The sequence below is a fragment of the Ruegeria sp. HKCCE4148 genome (assembly GCF_017872495.1).
Lineage (GTDB): Bacteria > Pseudomonadota > Alphaproteobacteria > Rhodobacterales > Rhodobacteraceae > Ruegeria.
In genome coordinates this window covers 744347-761625 of sequence record NZ_JAEDOS010000002.1, presented here as the reverse complement: position 1 = coordinate 761625, position 17279 = coordinate 744347, and the positions used below count along the sequence as shown (strand labels likewise).

The following is a 17279-nucleotide window of genomic DNA, read 5'->3' as shown; positions in this document are numbered from 1 at the left end:
GGCTGCAATCATTGTAGGTAGTTAATCTGGACTCATGGAAAATGACCTCTACCGCCCGCAGGCGCGGCCGCAAGCAGCGTCTGAGCCAAACAACCGAACCCGTATCGAACCCGCCCGTTTGGCCGGGTGTCTACGGTGGGCGTTTCAAGCCGCTTTCGCCCGAGGAGGTGGCGCTGGTTGAAGAAACGGCGCTGACGCTGCTGGAAACGCTTGGTCTGAGCCAGGCTATTCCGTCGATGATCGACAAGGTACTTGTAGCGGGCGGCTCGTTGTCCAGCGACAATCGTTTGCTGTTCCCCCGCGCGCTGGTGCAACAATCCATCACTGAAGCAAAGCGAAACTTTTCCCTTTGCGGTCAAACCCCTGAACATGACTTGGACATCAGCCAAGCCCGCGTGCACATGTCCAGTGGCGGTGCGGCCCCCGGCGTGTTTGATCTGGAAACGGGCAACTACCGGGATTCAACCCTGGCCGACCTGTACGATGCAGCCCGCATTGTCGACCAGATGGACAACATCCACCATTTCAGCCGTTCGGTTGTCGCCCGGGATATCGAAGACAATGCGGTGATGGATCTCAACACCGCTTATGCCTGTCTGGCGGGCACGTCCAAACATGTGTCGATCTCGATCAGCGAGCCTGAAAATGTGCCCGCAATTGCCCAGCTGTGTTATGCCGTCGCCGGAAGTGAAGAGGCCTTTCGCGCCCGACCTTTCCTGACCGTGATGGTGTGCCATGTCGTTCCACCCATGCGCTTTGCCGAAGAGGCGTGTGAAGTGCTCGAGGCCGCAATTTTGGCAGGCTTCCCGGTTCAATTGATAAGCGCTGGACAAGCCGGGGCAACCAGTCCTGCCACCATTGCCGGATCGTTGGTGCAAGCTGTGGCCGAAACGCTGGCTGGGCTTGTGTTCGCCCGCCTCGTCGATCCAGAGGTCAAGGCAATCTTTGCCCCAAAACCGCTGGTGGCAGATCTGCGCACCGGATCGATGTGCGGCGGCGGAGGGGAGCAGGCGATCCTGATGGCCGGTGCGGCACAGATGGGGCGGCACTTTGACCTGCCGACCTCTTCCATCGCGGGCATTACCGATGCCAAGTGTCTGGATGCGCAATATGGGGCCGAGAAATCGCTGGCTGTGACCATGGCCGCCCATGCGGGCTCGAACATCGTCACACAAGCTGCGGGAATGCAGGCCAGTTTATTGGGCGTTAGCCACGCGGCCTATGTCAGCGACAATGACATGCTGGGTAACATCCTGCGGACCCTGCGCGGGGTCGAGGCCACGCCAGAGAATATCGCCGCAGATCTGATCGCCGAGGTTTGTCGGGGCGAAGGGCATTATCTGGGCGAACAGCATACATTCAACCGGATGAAATCCGATTACTTTTACCCTGAAATCGGAGATCGCAGAACTCCGCGGGAATGGCACGAAGACGGCAGTCGACCAGTGGGCGACATCGCGCGGGACAAAGCGCGCGAGATTTTGTCCAGCCAGTTCCCACAGCACATTCCTGATGACGTTGACCGGGCGTTGCGCGCGCGCTTCGATATCCGTTTGACTCGAAAGCAAACCGGCAGGTTCTCATGAAAAGTCAAAACCTCAGCGCTCGCGCGCAAGCCGTGATGCCCGGCGGTGTCAGCCACGAGTTGCGCTATAAAACTCCGCATCCGATCTATTTCGAACGGGCCGAAGGGGCCGAGAAATGGGATGTGGACGGCAAGCGCTATATCGATTTCAAACTGGGCGCGGCCAGTCAGATACTAGGTCACGCCCATCCCGAAATCGCGCAAGTTGTCGCCCAACAAATGGCGCGGATGCCCTATACCGCCGACTGCCATCCGCTTGAGGTCGAATGGGCCGAATGGCTGAATCGTTTGTTTCCGTCAGCTGAGCGGGTACGTTTCACTGGGTCCGGTACAGAGTCGACGATGCTGGCCCTGCGGCTGGGCCGTGCGCATTCGGGTCGGGACAAAGTGCTACGCATCGACGGCCATTTCCACGGCTGGCATGACATGCTGATCAAGGGGGCCAAACCAGGCACCAACACAGTGCCGAGTTTGGGCATATCCCACGCCGTCACCGACCTAACAGTGATATCCCCCCCAAATCTGGATACTGTCGCCGAACTGCTGGACAGCGACCTCCAGATCGGAACGGTTTTTGTCGAGGCATCCGGCGCAAATTACGGCTCGGTCCCGCTGCCGGACGGGTTTTTGCAGGGGGTGCGGGCCCTGACCGAAAGAACAGGTCATGTGCTTGTTTTTGATGAGGTGATCACGGGTCTGCGCTGGTCGCCGGGTGGCCGTCAGGCGCGTGATGGGGTGACGCCGGATCTGACAACATTGGCCAAGATCGTCACTGGCGGTTTGCCGGGCGGGGCCGTTGTTGGTCGGGCTGACGTCATGGATCTGCTCAGCCCCGGAAAAACCCGAGACGGGCTTTCACCTCCTGTCAGCCACAAGGGAACTTTCAACGCGGCCCCCTTGGTGGCTGCGGGGGCGGTCAAGGCTATGGAGATCTTGTCGACCGGTGACGTGCAGGCCCATGCCGACGCAATGGCCGTGCGTCTGCGGGATGGCTTCAACGCAGCCTTCCGGGCGCTTGACGTGCAGGCACTGGCCTATGGCGACAGCTCGACCTGTCACCTCTATTTTGGTGGACGATCCATTGAAGGGCTCGATGCCGCGGCAATTCGAAAAACGCCGCCTGCCGTCGTCAAGGGCTTGCGTGACGGGTTGCTGGAGAGAGGCGTGGATTTCATGTCCTTCACTTCCTGCGTCACTGGCCTGCCGCATACGCCTGATCTGATCGACGAGGCGGTCGCACTTTTCAGCGACACTGTTTCAGAATTGGTCCGCGACGGAGTACTGTCATGACATTGCCCACCCATGCCCGCACCGTCATCATTGGCGGCGGCGTCATCGGCTGCTCGATAGCATACCACCTGGCCCGCGAAGGGCGGAAGGACATCGTTGTTCTGGAACGCTCGAAACTGACCAGCGGCACCACATGGCACGCGGCTGGCTTGGTGCGGCGCTTGCGCCCGTCGGCTACCCTTACCAAGCTGATCAACTATTCCATTGACCTTTATGGCGAACTGGAGCGTGAAACCGGGCAAGCCACGGGTTGGGCCCAAACCGGCTCGCTGACGCTGGCCACCAACCAGGACCGGCTGACCAATATCAAGCGCCAGGTCTCGCTTGGCCGTGCCTTTGGGCTTGAGGCCGAGGTTGTGGATGCGGCCCGCGCTAAGGAACTTTGGCCGCTGATCAACGTTAATGATGTGATCGGCGCGGTCTGGTCGCCGTCGGATGGACGGGTCAACCCCTCCGATGTGGCCCTGGCGTTGTCAAAGGGCGCGCGGGCGCGTGGGGTTCAGATCTTTGAAGACACGCGCGTGACTGGCCTGCAAAAGAAAGGTGGACGGATATCGGGCGTTGAGGTCAGCGATCACGTTATTGAAGCCGACGAGGTTGTGATTGCGTGTGGGCTTTGGTCGCGCGAGGTGGCGGCCATGGCCGGGGCGCATATGCCGCTTTATGCCTGTGAACATTTCTACATTCTGACCAAGCCTTTGCCCGAGGTTCAGGCCCTGGGCAAGGGCGCGCACTTGCCAACGCTGAACGATCAGGATGCGTTCCTTTATGCCCGGGACGATGTCGAAGGGCTGTTGGTTGGCTCGTTCGAACCCCATGCCAAAGGCTTGCCGCTAGATCGGTTGCCGGCCGAATTCTCGTTCGATCTGTTGGACGAGGACTGGGACCATTTCATGCCGATGATGGAAAACGCCCTACGCCGCATTCCTGCATTGGAGCAGGCCGAGGTTCGGATGTTGCTGAACGGCCCGGAAAGCTTCACGCTCGACAGTCAATTCATGCTGGGCGAAAGCCCAGAAGTGCCGGGGTTGTTCCTGATGGGTGGGATGAATTCAACCGGCATCGCTTTGGCAGGTGGCGCGGGCAAGGCTATGGCGGAATGGATCATCGCTGGAGAACCCACGATGGAGTTGAACGAGGCCGACATTCGGCGGTTCAGCCCCGAACTGAACGTTTTGGGGGCATTGGAAGCCCGCATACCTGAAGTGCTGGGTCGGCACTATGACAACCCTTTTCCCGGACGCTCGATGCAGTCAGCGCGATGTCAACGCCGCTCGCCCATTCATGCTGGGTTGGTGGCCGCCGGCGCGCAATTCGAAGCCCGCGGAGGTTGGGAGCGCGCCGTGCACTTTGGCGGTGAGGCCGCCCATCTGCCGCTGACCTTTGGCGTTCCCTCGTGGCGCGAACAGGTCGGGCATGAGGTTGAAGCTTGTCGCACCGGTGCGGCCATTCTGGATCAAAGCGCCTTCGGCAAGATCATGGTGCAGGGGCCGGATGCCTGCGCTTTTCTAAACCGGCTTTGCGCCGCGCAGATGGATGTGCCCGAGGGCCGTATCGCCTACACTCAGATTCTGAATGCGCGCGGTGGTGTAGAAAGCGATTTGACCGTTCAGCGGCATGGGTCCGAAGCTTACCTGTTGGTTGTCGGTGCCAATGAGACCGTCCGTGTGATGCAGCGAATGCGAGGCATGAAGGGCAGCTTCCACGCTGAGTTCACGGATGTTACCAGCGGGTATGCCATTCTGGGCCTTGCTGGTGCGCGGGCTCGAGACGTGCTTCAGGCCACGACAAACGCAGCTGTCCCGGACCTCAAGCGGTTCTGTTTTGCACCCGTCGAGATTGGTTTGGCCCGAGGTTGGGCAGGTCGGCTGAGCTTTACCGGAGAAGAAGGCTTTGAGCTTTACATCCCTGCCGATATGGCCATGGCCGCCTATGAGGCGCTGGTCGCGGCAGGTGCAAGCCATGCAGGTCTTTACGCAAGTGGATCGTTGCGCATCGAAAGCGGTTTTCGGGCGTTCGGGCACGAACTCACACCGGGCACCACGCCGCTTGAAGCCGGATTAGGTGCGTTTTGCGCTATGGGCACGGGTTTTGTGGGCGCAGACGCCTTGCGGGACCACAAGCCTGAACGGCGCATCGTTTCGATTCTGTTCGACGATCCCGCAGCGATCCCGCTGCACGATGAACCCATTTACTTTGACGGCAAGGTCGTGGGGCAGATCACCTCAGCCGGATGGAGCTACCGGTTTGGTCGTTCCGTGGCGCTTGGCTTGATCAAAGCGCCTTTGGACCTGCTTGAAACGCAAGACGTTTTGGACGGGTTCGAAGTCGAAATCGCGTGCGCCCGTTACACGGCCAAAGCTTCTCTCAAACCCGCAAAGGTAGCTTTTGCATGAGCGATACGATCCAAACGACACGTGTGGCGATCATTGGGGGCGGCATCATGGGCGTGGCCGCGCAGTTTCAGCTGGCGGAAAACGGCTGGACTGACACGATCCTGTTCGAGAAGGCCGAATTGACCAGCGGGTCCACATGGCACGCGGCCGGTCAGATCGCCCATGCGGTGGGCAGCCGCCTTATGGGATGGATCAACAAAACCTCGATCGAAACCTATAAACGGGTCGAGGCCGAAACCGGGCAAAGCATCGGCTGGCACGAAGTCGGTGGCATCCGGATTGCGACCACCGACGATGAAGTCGATTGGATGAAGTCTATCATGGGCGTGGGCAAGCTGTTGGATCTGCCGATGGATCTGATAGGCCCGGAAGAGGTGGCGCAGGTTAATCCCTTCTACAAGGTCGACGACGTTAGAGCTGCGGTGCGCACCTACGAGGATGGTCACATTGACCCCTCAAGCGTGACCATGGCGCTGGCTGCTGCATCCCGGTCGCGCGGCGCCCGGGTTGAACGGCACAACCGGGTACTGGGGGCGTCCCGCAAAGGCGATATGTGGCTGTTGCGCACCGAAAAAGGCGATGTGCTGGCCGAACATGTGGTGATTGCCGCTGGGTCCTACGCCAATCAGGTGGGAGAGTGGTTCGGGTTGAAAATCCCTTCGGTGTCCTGTTTGCATCATTACCTTGTGACCGATACCGTCCCTCAGTTCGCCGACAGGCCCGAGTTGCCAGTGATGCGAGACAATGCTTATGGCGGGTACATCCGGCAGGAGCAGAAATCCGGCTTGATCGGTATTTACGAAGGCCATGTCTGTCCGACGGTCTGGGAAATGCCCGAAGGTGCGCCTTGGGCAGCGGAGAATGAGCTATTTCAGGCCGACTACGACTCGATTGGCGATTTCCTGATGGTTGCTTTCGACAAGATGCCGATCCTGGCCGAGCTTGGTATCAAGCGGGTCGTGCGCGGGGCCATCACGCACACACCTGATGGCGGAATGCTGGTCGGGCCATCGGGCGCGCCGAATGTCTGGCTGTCCTGCGGCTCGTCTATTGGGTTGGCCTGGGGCGGCGGCGCGGGCAAGGTATTGGCCGATTGGATGGTGCACGGAGAGGCCGAGATCAATACGCGTGGTTTCGACCCCCGCCGCTATGGGGACTTTGCGTCGGACAATTTCATAGTTGAGCGCACCAAAGACGAGTTCATGCGCCGTCATGATACGCCTTGCCCGGGTAAGCAGTTCCAAAGCCTTCGACCGCTGAAAAAGCACCCGCTGTATGACCGCCTTGCCGCCAAGGGTGCAGTTTTCGGAGAAGTCGCCGGTTGGGAGCGCCCACGCTATTTCGGAGAAGCAGGCGAGGCTGAACAGATCGGCTGGGGACATCAGCCTTGGCACGCAAACGCGACGGCCGAGGCTAAAGCGACGCGCGATGCCGCGGGTGTCATAGATCTCTGCGCTTTTGCCCAGTTCGAGATCTCGGGCAAGGATGCGGGCGCTTTGCTGGACCGGCTGTCGGCCAACCGAATACCTTCGAAAGACGGGCGGATGAGCCTGAACCATTTGCTGACGGCGCAGGGCAGGTTCGAGACAGAAATCACGATCTGGCGCATGGCCGAAGACCGGTTTTTCACAGGTTCCCCCATTGCCCGCGCCACACCGGATTTCGATTGGATCAAGTCCCATATCCGACCCGGCGAGGATGTGACGATGATCAACCGCTCGGCAGATTGGGGGATGCTGGCGCTGTCAGGCCCCGCGACCCGCCGTATCCTGTCCGAACTGACAGACGTTGATCTGTCCAATCGCGCTTTCCCTTGGTTGTCGGGGCAGGAAATCCGCGTGGCAGGCATTCTTTGCTATGCCCTGCGCGTTTCGTTTGTCGGTGAATTGGGCTGGGAATTGCACGCGCCGCTGGATCAGATTGGCGCAATCTACGACGCGCTTTTCGAAGCCGGGTCCAAACATGGTCTGACCGATCTGGGTTCTTACGCGTTCAACGGGATGCGTATGGAAAAGGCCTATCGCGCCAGCGGGGAACTGACCACGGATGTCGGCCCGCTTGACGTCGGCCTCGAACGCTTTGTCGTGAGCGAAGGACGCGATTTTCTGGGCCGCGATGCGCTGCTCAGCCGAGATCCGGCATGGCAGCTATTCTATGCGGAACTGCATTCAGAAAACATCGACATTCATGGTGGCGAGCCGGTGTTGCTGAAAGGTGAGCCTGTGGGCCTAACCACATCGGGTGGGTATGGCTATACGATCGGCAAGTCCCTGGGGTGGTTGTTCGTTCGCAAGGGCACCCTGCAAACAGGCCTCAGCGTTCGGATTCTGAATCGTGACATCCCGGTTACGGTACATCAAGATGCGCTCTTCGATCCGCAGAATTTGCGACCGCGATCCGAGGAGTGACACTTGCCGCAACAAAACAATATCATTCAGAAAACGGCGACCGAACTTGCGATTGATCTACGCGCCCGAACCCTTAGCAGTGCCGAAGTTCTGGGCGCGCACCGCGCCCGCATCGAAGACGACAAAGTTGGGGTGAATGCGTTTGTCACGCTGGATTGGGACGCCGCCACTGCCCGCGCCGAAGAATTGGACAAGATGGCCGCGTGCGGGCAGATTGCCGGGCCACTGCACGGGCTGCCCATCGCAATCAAGGATTGCTTTGATACCGCCGGTCTGCGCACCACACACGGGTCAAAAAGCTTTTCTGATCATGTCCCATCCAGTGACGCGCTCCACGTTGCGCGTCTGAGGGCGGCCGGCGCTATTATAATTGGTAAGACAAACACGCCCGAGTTCACGTTTTCTGGCCAGACCACGAACTTTGTATCGGGGACGACGCGCAATCCATTGAACCCCGAAAAGACGGTTGCGGGCAGTTCTGGTGGCGCTGCAGCCGCGCTGGCGACCAACATGGTTGCCCTTGCTGATGGCTCGGATCTTGGTGGCAGTGCCCGCACACCTGCTGCATGGTGTGGCGTTGTCGGTATGCGGCCAACATCGGGATTGGTGCCCATGGATCCAAACCCGGCCCCGTTCGACGGTTTGTCCGTGCCATGCCCGATGGCGCGTACGGTTTCGGACCTCGCTTTGATGCTGAGTGTGATGCAAGGACCGACGCCCAACCAACCTTTGGCATTCATCGGCGCTTACCCGGACCCGGTCGAGCTTGATGCTCCGCTGACTGCCGGACGCGTGGCATTGAGCCTTTCGCCTCTCGGTGCAAGTGTTGACCCATCGGTTCAGGCTGCCTTGGCACCGATCGCTGATCTTTGCCGAGATTTGGGATGGCATGTCGATGAAGACACGGCCCCGGACCTTGTTCCGCTGCTTGCATATGGCGATATCATTCGGGGTCAATGCGCTCTGCAAATTCGCGCGGCGCTCAATCCCGACATGACACAGGCCACCGAAAGCTATCGCACGGCCTGCGCACAGGGCGAAGAGCAAAGCCTTGCCGATCTGATCGCCTATCAGACGATCCGCCGTCATGTCTGGGACTCTGTCGCTACATTCTTCAATCACTACGATTTTGCCCTCTGGCCCACCGCCACCGGCCTGCCGTTCAGCGCCGACCTGCGTGATGGAGAAATCACCGAAGATTGGCGTACAGTGACTCTGACACCGACGATGGAGCTTCCATCGATTTCCATTCCACTGGGCCGTTCTTCGGACGGTATGCCCGTGGGCCTTCACATCACCGGTCCGAAAGGATCGGACGCCCGGCTGCTGCGCTTTGCCCGGCAGATTGAACGTCAAATTTCCGGAGACTGAACATGACCACCATCACTGGCGGAGAAGCCGTCTATCGCGTTCTGAAAGCCAACGGCATCGACACCGTTTTTGGCCTGTTGGGCGGTTCGATGCTCGAACTTTATGACGCCATGTATCAGGGCGGTCAGATCGCTTATGTCGGGGCGCGCGACGAACGTGCCGCGGGCCACATGGCTGATGCCTGGGCGCGGATGACGGGCAAGCCGGGTGTGGTTCTGGGTGCGCAGGCCGGCCCCGGCGTGGTCAACATCGTAACAGCAGTAGCCGAAGCGCAATTGGCCTATTCTCCGCTCGTAGTGATCGCCGGTGCCATCACTCGCGCCGATCAATGCAAAGACACGTTTCAGGAAATCGATCAGGTGGCGCTGTTTGCGCCCATTTCCAAACGCTCGGTGATGGTGACAGACCCAGCGCGGTTGGCGCCGATGCTAGAAGACGCCATCCGGTTGGCCAACACAGGCCGACGGGGGCCGGTGGTTCTGCATGTTCCGCGTGATCTGCTTGCCGCCGATATTCCGGCGATTGAGCCTGCACCGGTGAATATCGCGCGCCCCGGTCCTGCCGCACCCGCCGATATTGCCGCCATTGCCAAGCTGTTGTCAGAGGCCGAAAGACCGGTGATTTTTGCCGGAGGGGGATTCAAATGGGGGGCAGGGCGCGATGCGTTGACGGTACTGGTCGAAAAGCTTGAAATACCGGTCGTCGCCTCTACCGGCCATGCCGACGTCATGCCTCATGGGCATCGTTGGTTTGCCGGGCAGGCCGGCCCACGGGGCAATGTGGTCGCCAGCGGGCTAACCCGTGAAGCGGATGTCATGGTGGTATTGGGTGCTCGGCTTGGGTTCAACTCGACCTTTCATTCCAATGAATATGTGGGTGCTGATACCCGTATCGCCCATGTGGACATCGAAGGCGCGGCGGTTGGGCGGTACTTCCCGGCCGAGATCGCAGCGCAAGGCGATGCCCGCCTGACTGCCGAGGCCCTGATCGATGCCACAATGCGTCCTAATTGCGACCCGTGGCGCGAAGCGTTTCGGTCCGATATGGCCACCCTGGCAGCCGAGCGCGCAGCAGAGGCAGAGCTTGAGAGCTTGCCCATGCACCCACGCCGTGCGCTGGCCGAAATCCGCGCGACGCTGCCGGAAGATGCTATTGTGACATTGGACACCGGTAACACATGTCTTCAGGCGGCAGACCGGTTGGCGCATTACGCGCCGGTGTCTTTGATCACGCCATTGGATTTCGGCCTTGTCGGGTTTGGCCTTGCCGCTGCAATTGGAGCCAAGGCAGCCGCACCGGATCGCCCTGTCGTGGCGATTATGGGCGATGGGGCTGTCGGCTATACGATGATCGAGATACAGACCGCCATTCAACACTATCTGCCGATCACAATCATCGTTCTGGATAACGAAGCTTGGGGGGCTGAAAAAGCCTATCAGCAGGAATTTTACGGAGGCCGTCTGCTTGGAGCCGAAATTCGCTCGCCCCGTTTCGACAAGTTTGCCGAGTTGTGTGGTGGGAAAGGTATATGGGTCGATGGGCCAGGCGGGGTTGGTCCTGCGCTGGAACAAGCAATCGCATCAAATGAAACAACGGTTATTCAAGCCAAAATCGACCCCGGTGCGTTGATGACACTGCGAAAAGATTTGTTCAAATCACCGCGAAACAACTGATCCTGGCACATGCATGCGATGATTGGCACGCGCGGTAGCTGCTCTGAGAGGGGAGGTATCCTGTACCTGACTTACAACTCTGGCGGTTCGCGCCACTTCGTTTTGCCGCCCCATCAAAGTACTTTTTGTTAAAAGTCCCATCAGCCGTGATCATCACCTGAATGTTCCGATTTACAAAAACGGGATTGGCAGAGCACAGTACGAAACAGAGGCACACACAATCAATGATCACGATGGCGCGTTCTTTTGGTAGAGGCGGCGCATTATCATTGGGGTCAGGTACATCGGAATTTGATAGGCTCCGATGAAGGCCATTATCGGGGCAGTGACCTCTGTTGGAAGAGCCACAAAAAAGATCGCGATGTTGCGGTTGCCAGCAATCAATGACACCGCAGTTGCCTGCGCAGCAGGTAGCTTGCCCTGTGTAAAGCGAAACATGACAATCTGTGCGCCAAAGTTGGCCAGACAGGCAAAGGCGATCCAGAATGCAGCCAAAGCTGGGTCCTCCAGCGCCGTTGCGCTGACCGACGGCATCAGGCCGATGACAAATACGGCCAGTGTGAGTGTTCCCATCCCCTCAAGGTTCATCAGCATGGATTGTGAAGGGTTGCGCAAAACCGTGCGCCTTACAAATATGGCTGCGCCAGTTGCGCATAAGATCGTGAGCAACAGTCGCACGCCAGCCCATAAGACAGATTGTACGTCGCCCAACTGCGGCATTACGAGAAAGATGGGTAAGGCGGTCAAAGGTAACAGGGCCGTACCGACAACCATCAGTCGCATCGCATGTTCTGGCGCGTGGCCCATCATCAGGCACATATTCGGACTGCCCGAGATGGACGGCGCTGCCGCCATGATAAGAAGGGACAAAAGCACGGGAGTCCCGATCCATCCGCACACGTATCCGAGCGCAACGATGATCATCGGCGTCACCAGCTGAAATCCAACAACCGTAAACGCAACTTTGTGCAAGTCACTCAGTGATCCCAGAATGGTCCTGGGGTCCATCCTCAGCACAGTCACGAACAGTAAAAGCACCACCAAAGGCGGAAGCAAATCCCGCATTGGCTCCGCCAGAGCTGGTAAAAGTAGACCTGCCGCCAAGCCGCAGATCAGAACATAAGGGCCATGACGCCCGGCCAGATGAAGCGGGTTCAAAACCGCCTTATCCGCCCGGACTTTGTCGCAGGTTTTCGGGCAACCAAGTTGCAAGGTCGGGGAACCAGATCAGGATGAAGACCATCAGAACCATGATCAGGAACATCGGAATGGCGGCCCGCGCAATATAGCTCATCTCGTGGTTGGTCATGCCCTGCATGACGAACAGGTTGAACCCGATCGGGGGCGTGATCTGCGCCATCTCGACAACAACAACGATGAAGATACCGAACCAGATCAGATCGATCCCGGCGTCGCGGATCATGGGTTCGACCACGGCCATGGTCAGCACGACCGAAGAGATACCATCCAGAAAACAGCCCAGAATGATGTAGAAAACCAACAACACCATAAGCAGCTCGAACCGGGTCAGTTCCCAACCGGCGATCAGATCGGCCAAACCGCGCGGCAGGCCGGTAAAGCCCATGGACAGCGATAGGAACGCAGCGCCCGCAAGAATGAGGGCAATCATCGCGCTGGTGCGCGTGGCGCCCATCAGGCTTTCGGTAAAGGTCTTCCAGGTTAGCGACCCTTGTCCCGCCGCCAACAGCAGCCCGCCGATGACCCCAAAGGCCGCGGCCTCGGTTGCGGTGGCATATCCAAGATACATCGACCCAATCACGACCATGATCAAAAGGATTACAGGCAGCAGGAAACGAGAGTTCTTGATCTTTTCTGAGAAACTCAGTTTGGCTTCGGAATTGGGGCTCCAGTCTTTGCCGAGTTTGGAATAGATCGCCACGTAGCCCATGAACATCCCGGCCAGTACCAGACCGGGAAGAATCCCTGCAAAGAACAGCTTGGTGATGGATTCATTGATCGTCACACCGTAGACGATCAAGGTCAGCGAGGGCGGGATCATCAGCCCAAGTGTGGCGGCCCCGGTCAATGTCCCGATGATCATCCGCTCGGGATAGTTGCGCTTGCGCAGTTCGGGGATCGACATCTTTCCAACAGTTGTCAGCGTGGCTGCTGAAGAGCCCGAGACAGCTGCAAAAACCGTACAACCCACGATATTGGTGTGCACCAATCCGCCCGGCAAAGGGGCCATCCACGGGGACAGACCCTTGAACATGTCTTCCGATAATCGCGTTCGGTACAGGATTTCACCCATCCAGATGAACATGGGCAGTGCGGTCAGGGTCCACGAAGACGACGCCGACCAGATGGTGGTGATCATCACATCCCCGACGGGGCGGGTGGTGAAGAGCTCCATTCCGACCCAGGCAACGCCCATCAAAGCCAAGCCGACCCAAACGCCGGTGCCCAGCAAGGTGAAGAGAACAAAAAGAAAGAGAATGATGACAGAGAGGTTTTCCATGATTTACTCTCCGTGACTCTGATCGGCCAGATCGCGGACGATGCGGTGTTCGCCCTTGAAAAGCACGTGGATCAAATGATCAGTCAGAGCAATGGCCAGAATGACCGCGCCTAGCAGCATCGCGGATTGTGGGATCCAAAGGGCGGTTCGGTCCTGCCCCTGACTGACATCGTTGAATTTCCAGCTCCAGTAGACAAAGCGATAAGCGTACCAGCAGAAATACCACATGACGGCAGTGGCGATTGCAAAACACCAGACTTCCAATATGCGGCGGACACCATCAGGCACAGCGTTCAACAGGATTGACACGCGAATGTGGCTGCCCCTGTTCAGCGCATTGGCAAAGGCAAGAAAGGAAGCGGCGGCCATGGCATAGCCAGCATAGTCGGGCGCTCCGGGAAAGACCTCGCCGGTCCAGCGGGCCAGCATCTGCACGACGATCAAAAGCAGGATCGCAATGAGGCTGAGAGCCGCAAGCACCCCTGCCGCAAGATATATAAAGTCCAGTACGGACCGAAGCCCTCGCAAAACCGCCATGCTGTCCCCGCTGTGTTTTGATTGGATGCGAAAAGGGCGGCTGGATGACCCGCCGCCCAAATCAAAAAGGTTACTGTGACGCGTTGAACGCGTCGACGATGGCTTTGCCTTCGTCACCGGCAGCTTCCAGCCATTCATTGGTCATGGTCACGCCGATCTCTTTCAGCTCATTCGTCATCTGTTCAGAAGCCGGGCCAACGGTCATCCCGCCATCCCGCAAACCCTGCAGGGTGAATCCGGTGTATTCCTTGGCGCGCCAATTGCCCGCGTATTCTGCCAGTTCAGCGCAGCCCTTGATGATGTTCTTGTTGACATCAGATACACCAGACCAGACATCAGAATTGACCATCACATAGTTGCGCGGCAACCAGGCATCGACTTCGTAGAAATAGTTCAGGCTTTCCCAAACCTTGCGGTCATATCCGGTCGATCCCGATGACACCATCGAATCCGCCACACCCGTCGCAAAGGCCTGACTGATTTCCGCGGCTTCAATTGTCACCGGCAGCATCCCCGTCAGTTCAGCCAACCGCGAGGTTGCATTGTTGTACGAGCGGAACTTTATGCCTTTCATGTCAGCGACCGAGTTTACCTCGTTCTTGAAATACAAGCCCTGAGGCGGCCACGGCACAGCGTAAAGCAGTGTTAGGTTCTGTTCAGCCAATACTTTTTCAATAGATGGCTTGGCGGCCTCCCAAAGCTTGGCGCTGTCGTCGAAAGAGGTCGCGAGGAATGGGATTGAGTCAAACCCGAACAGGGCATTTTCATTCTGGTGGCCAGACAATAGACGCTCACCAATCGGGGCCTGCCCGGTCTGGATCGCGCGTTTGATGTCGGCACCTTTGAAAAGCGAGCCGGACGGGTGCGTCACAATCTCGATCTCACCACCTGTACCGGTGGTCACGCATTTGGCGAATTCCGCGCCTGTGGCCGAGTGGAAGTTCGACGCCGAATAAGCCATCGGCATGTCCCATTTTTCGGCCATGGCCGGTGCGGCTGCAGCTGCAGTCAGAGCTGTCGCTGCCAGAAGGTTTGTCAGTTTTTTCATCGTTTTCTCCCTATTGGATTTTGAAACGCCGATGTTTCTCATCAGCTTGTTCTTATGTTGAGTAGCGTGACGGCGCGTAGACGCTGACATCCGCGTTTGGGGTTCTGCCCGCGATCATTTGGGCCAGAAGGCGTCCGGTTTTTGGCCCGCCTGTCAGGCCGATGTGATGGTGCCCAAAGCCCATATAGGCCCCCTTGATGCCGGGTACGTCGCCAATGATCGGGATCGAGTCAGCCGGGGCGGGCCTGTGCCCCATCCATTCCACTTCCTCCTTCCATGTTATGCCCGGGAAAGCCGCCCGGGCATTCTTGCGCATCAATTCAAACGGCGCGCGAGAGGGCGGTGCATCCAGCCCTCCGAACTCTACAATGCCTGCCAAGCGTAAGCGCCCATCCATGGGTGTTGCAACAAACTTACCTGATGCGACCATGACCGGGCTGCGCGGCATGTCAGAAGGTTCCACCAATTCAAGATGATACCCGCGTTCGCTTTCAAGTGGGACAGAAACACCCAATCGCTTCGCTAGAGGTCCTGACCAGACGCCTGCCGTCACGATGGCTGTGTCGCACGCAATGGTTTCGCCACCTGTGCGAACGCCTGTGACGCTTCCGCCTTCGCGCGTGACGTCTTCGACGGTGGCTTGGATGATCCGACCTCCTTGCGCCTCAACATGTGCAGCTAGGTCTTTGACATATCGCCCCGGATCGGTGATGTGACCATGATCTGACAGCTTGGCCGCGAGCCCGATATCCTGACTGAATACTGGATCGTAATCGTGGAATGCCTTGCCTTCCAACTCTTCCCACGCAAAGCCATGCTTACGCCGAATGCCCCAACCAAAGGCATCACTTTCGAAATGGGCGCGGTTTTCATAGAGGAACAGATAGTCGCTTGGAACGATCCATTTCTCAGCGCCAGTTCCGGCGGCCAGCGCCTTGTGGTCGTTCAGGCTGTCGCCCACGATGGGCGTCAGGGCCGCAGCGATCCGTTCCACGTCTGCGGCATTTGCGTGGCTTAAGTATTGTCTGAGCCATGGCAACAGCTTTGGTAAGTACCCCCATTTCAGGAACAGCGGCTGAGAGGGGCTTAAAAGCATCTTTGGTGCTTTGCCGAGTAGTCCGGGAACTGTTACAGGCACGATAGAGCATGACGCAAGCACGCCGCCATTGCCGTGAGAGGTTCCTTCGCCAGGCCCGGCCTTATCGATCAAAATCACATCGTGACCGTCGCGCTGCAGCCAGATAGCCGCGGAGACTCCGACAATTCCAGCTCCGATGATGGCTATGGTCTTCTTCTCGCTCACGCCGCCACCGCCTTTGAAACTGCGTAGTGGTTCAGTTTGTCCAAGTCTGGTTTGCCGCCAAGCCCAGGACCATCCGGCACGCAGACTTGCCCGTTCCTGATCTGGAACGGTTCTTCCAATATGTCCTCTTTCAGGAAATATGACGCCTGATAGAACTCACAGCCCAAAGTGATTTCTGGTGTCGCGGCAATCATGTGCGTGCCGGCCAAATGGGCCAGGCCGGCCTCGAACATGTCGCCGCCATAGGCTGTCAGGCCGTGAGCCGCCGCAATACGCGCAACAGTCTGACCGCGTGTCAGGCCGCCGGATTTCATGATTTTGACGGAAACACCGTCGCAAATCCCTTCGCGGGCTGCACGCTCCATGTCTTCGGGGCCAAACACACTCTCGTCTGCCAGCAATGGGACATCGGTCATTTGGCGCAGCTTGGCCATCATGCCGAAGTGATGAGCGCGCACTGGCTGTTCGATGAAATCGGGATCGAACCGGGCGACGTCACGCACCTGTGCCGGTGCATCCTCGATTTTGAGCCCTTGGTTATAATCCACGCGCACCGAAAACTCGGGGCAGTTCTGGGCCAGGTATTCCAGCCGCATGATGTCAAAGGCGTGATCCTTGAACCCGGTCTTGAGTTTCACGATACGGACATCATCGTCCTGCAACCGTGCCAACAGGTCGATGTCTTGCGAAAAATCAGGGTTGGCGATGGAACAGCTCAGGGGGATTGCATCCCGACATTTGCCGCCCAACAAAGACCAAACGGGCACGTTGCTGATCCGGCCTGAAAGATCCAGCAGCGCGGTTTCCAGTGCGGCCTTGGCTTCAGTGCAGTGCGCCACAGCGTAAGCGGCACGCGCCATGATCGCGGATCTATCGCTGACTTTTGCGCCCAAAACAAGTGGGCGCAGATACCGATCGAGCGCAGCAAAGGTTGCCTCTGGCGTGCCGGTAAAAACTGACCAAGGCGATGCTTCGCCAAACCCTTGAGAGCCGTCCTCGGATGTCAGCCGTAGGATAACAATTTCACAAACGCCTTCGACGGATCCAATGCCGTGATCCCGCCGCGAGGTCACTGGCAGCTTGAGGTGCCATAGGTCATAGCCAGTGATTTTTTGTGACAGATCGCTCATTCCGCCCCCTGTGGATGAGCAGCAGCCTGCCTTGACCGAACTATCATTTCAAATACAAT

The 17279-nt window shown here is 58.3% G+C and carries 12 protein-coding genes; 6 read left to right on the top strand and 6 right to left on the bottom strand.

Annotated features, from left to right (window positions below):
- The first annotated feature begins 41 nt into the window (after window positions 1-41).
- From I9187_RS08675 to I9187_RS08650, 6 genes are read left to right on the top strand one after another with little or no spacing between them, the layout of a single operon-like run.
- Entirely contained in the window at window positions 42-1586 is a 1545-nt protein-coding gene (locus I9187_RS08675; RefSeq protein WP_171620853.1) for a trimethylamine methyltransferase family protein, read from the top strand.
- Window positions 1583-2875 carry an aminotransferase class III-fold pyridoxal phosphate-dependent enzyme gene (locus I9187_RS08670; RefSeq protein ID WP_171238032.1) on the top strand — a complete coding sequence of 431 codons (1293 nt, stop codon included), beginning with the start codon at window positions 1583-1585 and terminating at the stop codon, window positions 2873-2875. Before I9187_RS08675 ends, I9187_RS08670 begins: the two co-directional genes overlap by 4 nt.
- Window positions 2872-5271 carry an FAD-dependent oxidoreductase gene (locus tag I9187_RS08665; RefSeq protein ID WP_171238033.1) on the top strand — a complete coding sequence of 800 codons (2400 nt, stop codon included), beginning with the start codon at window positions 2872-2874 and terminating at the stop codon, window positions 5269-5271. The genes I9187_RS08670 and I9187_RS08665 overlap by 4 nt, the downstream gene beginning before the upstream one ends.
- Window positions 5268-7679: an FAD-dependent oxidoreductase gene (locus tag I9187_RS08660; protein WP_171238034.1), complete on the top strand. Its 2412-nt coding sequence runs from the start codon at window positions 5268-5270 to the stop codon at window positions 7677-7679. The genes I9187_RS08665 and I9187_RS08660 overlap by 4 nt, the downstream gene beginning before the upstream one ends.
- A 3-nt stretch (window positions 7680-7682) precedes the next feature.
- Window positions 7683-9050, top strand: a complete 1368-nt coding sequence (locus I9187_RS08655) for an amidase (RefSeq protein WP_209509380.1) — start codon at window positions 7683-7685, stop codon at window positions 9048-9050.
- Between the two features lie 2 nt (window positions 9051-9052).
- Window positions 9053-10723 (top strand): thiamine pyrophosphate-binding protein, encoded by a 1671-nt coding sequence (locus I9187_RS08650; protein ID WP_171620857.1) that lies wholly within the window; start codon window positions 9053-9055, stop codon window positions 10721-10723.
- Between the two features lie 228 nt (window positions 10724-10951).
- Here I9187_RS08650 and I9187_RS08645 read toward each other — a convergent pair whose 3' ends face one another.
- The 6 genes from I9187_RS08645 to I9187_RS08620 form a co-directional block, all read right to left on the bottom strand.
- A complete protein-coding gene (locus tag I9187_RS08645) occupies window positions 10952-11881 on the bottom strand; it encodes a hypothetical protein (RefSeq protein WP_171235840.1) in 930 nt (309 codons plus the stop codon).
- A 7-nt stretch (window positions 11882-11888) separates the two neighbouring features.
- Window positions 11889-13202 (bottom strand): TRAP transporter large permease subunit, encoded by a 1314-nt coding sequence (locus I9187_RS08640; protein WP_171238038.1) that lies wholly within the window; start codon window positions 13200-13202, stop codon window positions 11889-11891.
- 3 nt (window positions 13203-13205) lie between these two features.
- Entirely contained in the window at window positions 13206-13739 is a 534-nt protein-coding gene (locus I9187_RS08635) for a TRAP transporter small permease (RefSeq protein ID WP_171176690.1), read from the bottom strand.
- Between the two features lie 70 nt (window positions 13740-13809).
- Window positions 13810-14787, bottom strand: coding sequence for a TRAP transporter substrate-binding protein (locus I9187_RS08630; protein ID WP_209940141.1), 978 nt, complete (start codon window positions 14785-14787; stop codon window positions 13810-13812).
- A 52-nt stretch (window positions 14788-14839) separates the two neighbouring features.
- Complete coding sequence (locus I9187_RS08625) at window positions 14840-16090, bottom strand: FAD-binding oxidoreductase (protein WP_171238040.1); 1251 nt, start codon at window positions 16088-16090, stop codon at window positions 14840-14842.
- Window positions 16087-17220 (bottom strand): enolase C-terminal domain-like protein, encoded by a 1134-nt coding sequence (locus I9187_RS08620; protein ID WP_171620859.1) that lies wholly within the window; start codon window positions 17218-17220, stop codon window positions 16087-16089. The genes I9187_RS08625 and I9187_RS08620 overlap by 4 nt, the downstream gene beginning before the upstream one ends.
- Between the last annotated feature and the right edge of the window lie 59 nt (window positions 17221-17279).

What these genes read in the sequence shown, in the direction of transcription:
- I9187_RS08620 (WP_171620859.1), bottom strand. Translation starts at nt 17,220, where the DNA reads ATGAGCGATCTGTCACAAAAAATCACTGGCTATGACCTATGGCACCTC.
- I9187_RS08635 (WP_171176690.1), bottom strand. Translation starts at nt 13,739, where the DNA reads ATGGCGGTTTTGCGAGGGCTTCGGTCCGTACTGGACTTTATATATCTT.
- I9187_RS08660 (WP_171238034.1), top strand. Translation starts at nt 5,268, where the DNA reads ATGAGCGATACGATCCAAACGACACGTGTGGCGATCATTGGGGGCGGC.
- I9187_RS08675 (WP_171620853.1), top strand. Translation starts at nt 42, where the DNA reads ATGACCTCTACCGCCCGCAGGCGCGGCCGCAAGCAGCGTCTGAGCCAA.
- I9187_RS08630 (WP_209940141.1), bottom strand. Translation starts at nt 14,787, where the DNA reads ATGAAAAAACTGACAAACCTTCTGGCAGCGACAGCTCTGACTGCAGCT.
- I9187_RS08650 (WP_171620857.1), top strand. Translation starts at nt 9,053, where the DNA reads ATGACCACCATCACTGGCGGAGAAGCCGTCTATCGCGTTCTGAAAGCC.
- I9187_RS08670 (WP_171238032.1), top strand. Translation starts at nt 1,583, where the DNA reads ATGAAAAGTCAAAACCTCAGCGCTCGCGCGCAAGCCGTGATGCCCGGC.
- I9187_RS08665 (WP_171238033.1), top strand. Translation starts at nt 2,872, where the DNA reads ATGACATTGCCCACCCATGCCCGCACCGTCATCATTGGCGGCGGCGTC.
- I9187_RS08640 (WP_171238038.1), bottom strand. Translation starts at nt 13,202, where the DNA reads ATGGAAAACCTCTCTGTCATCATTCTCTTTCTTTTTGTTCTCTTCACC.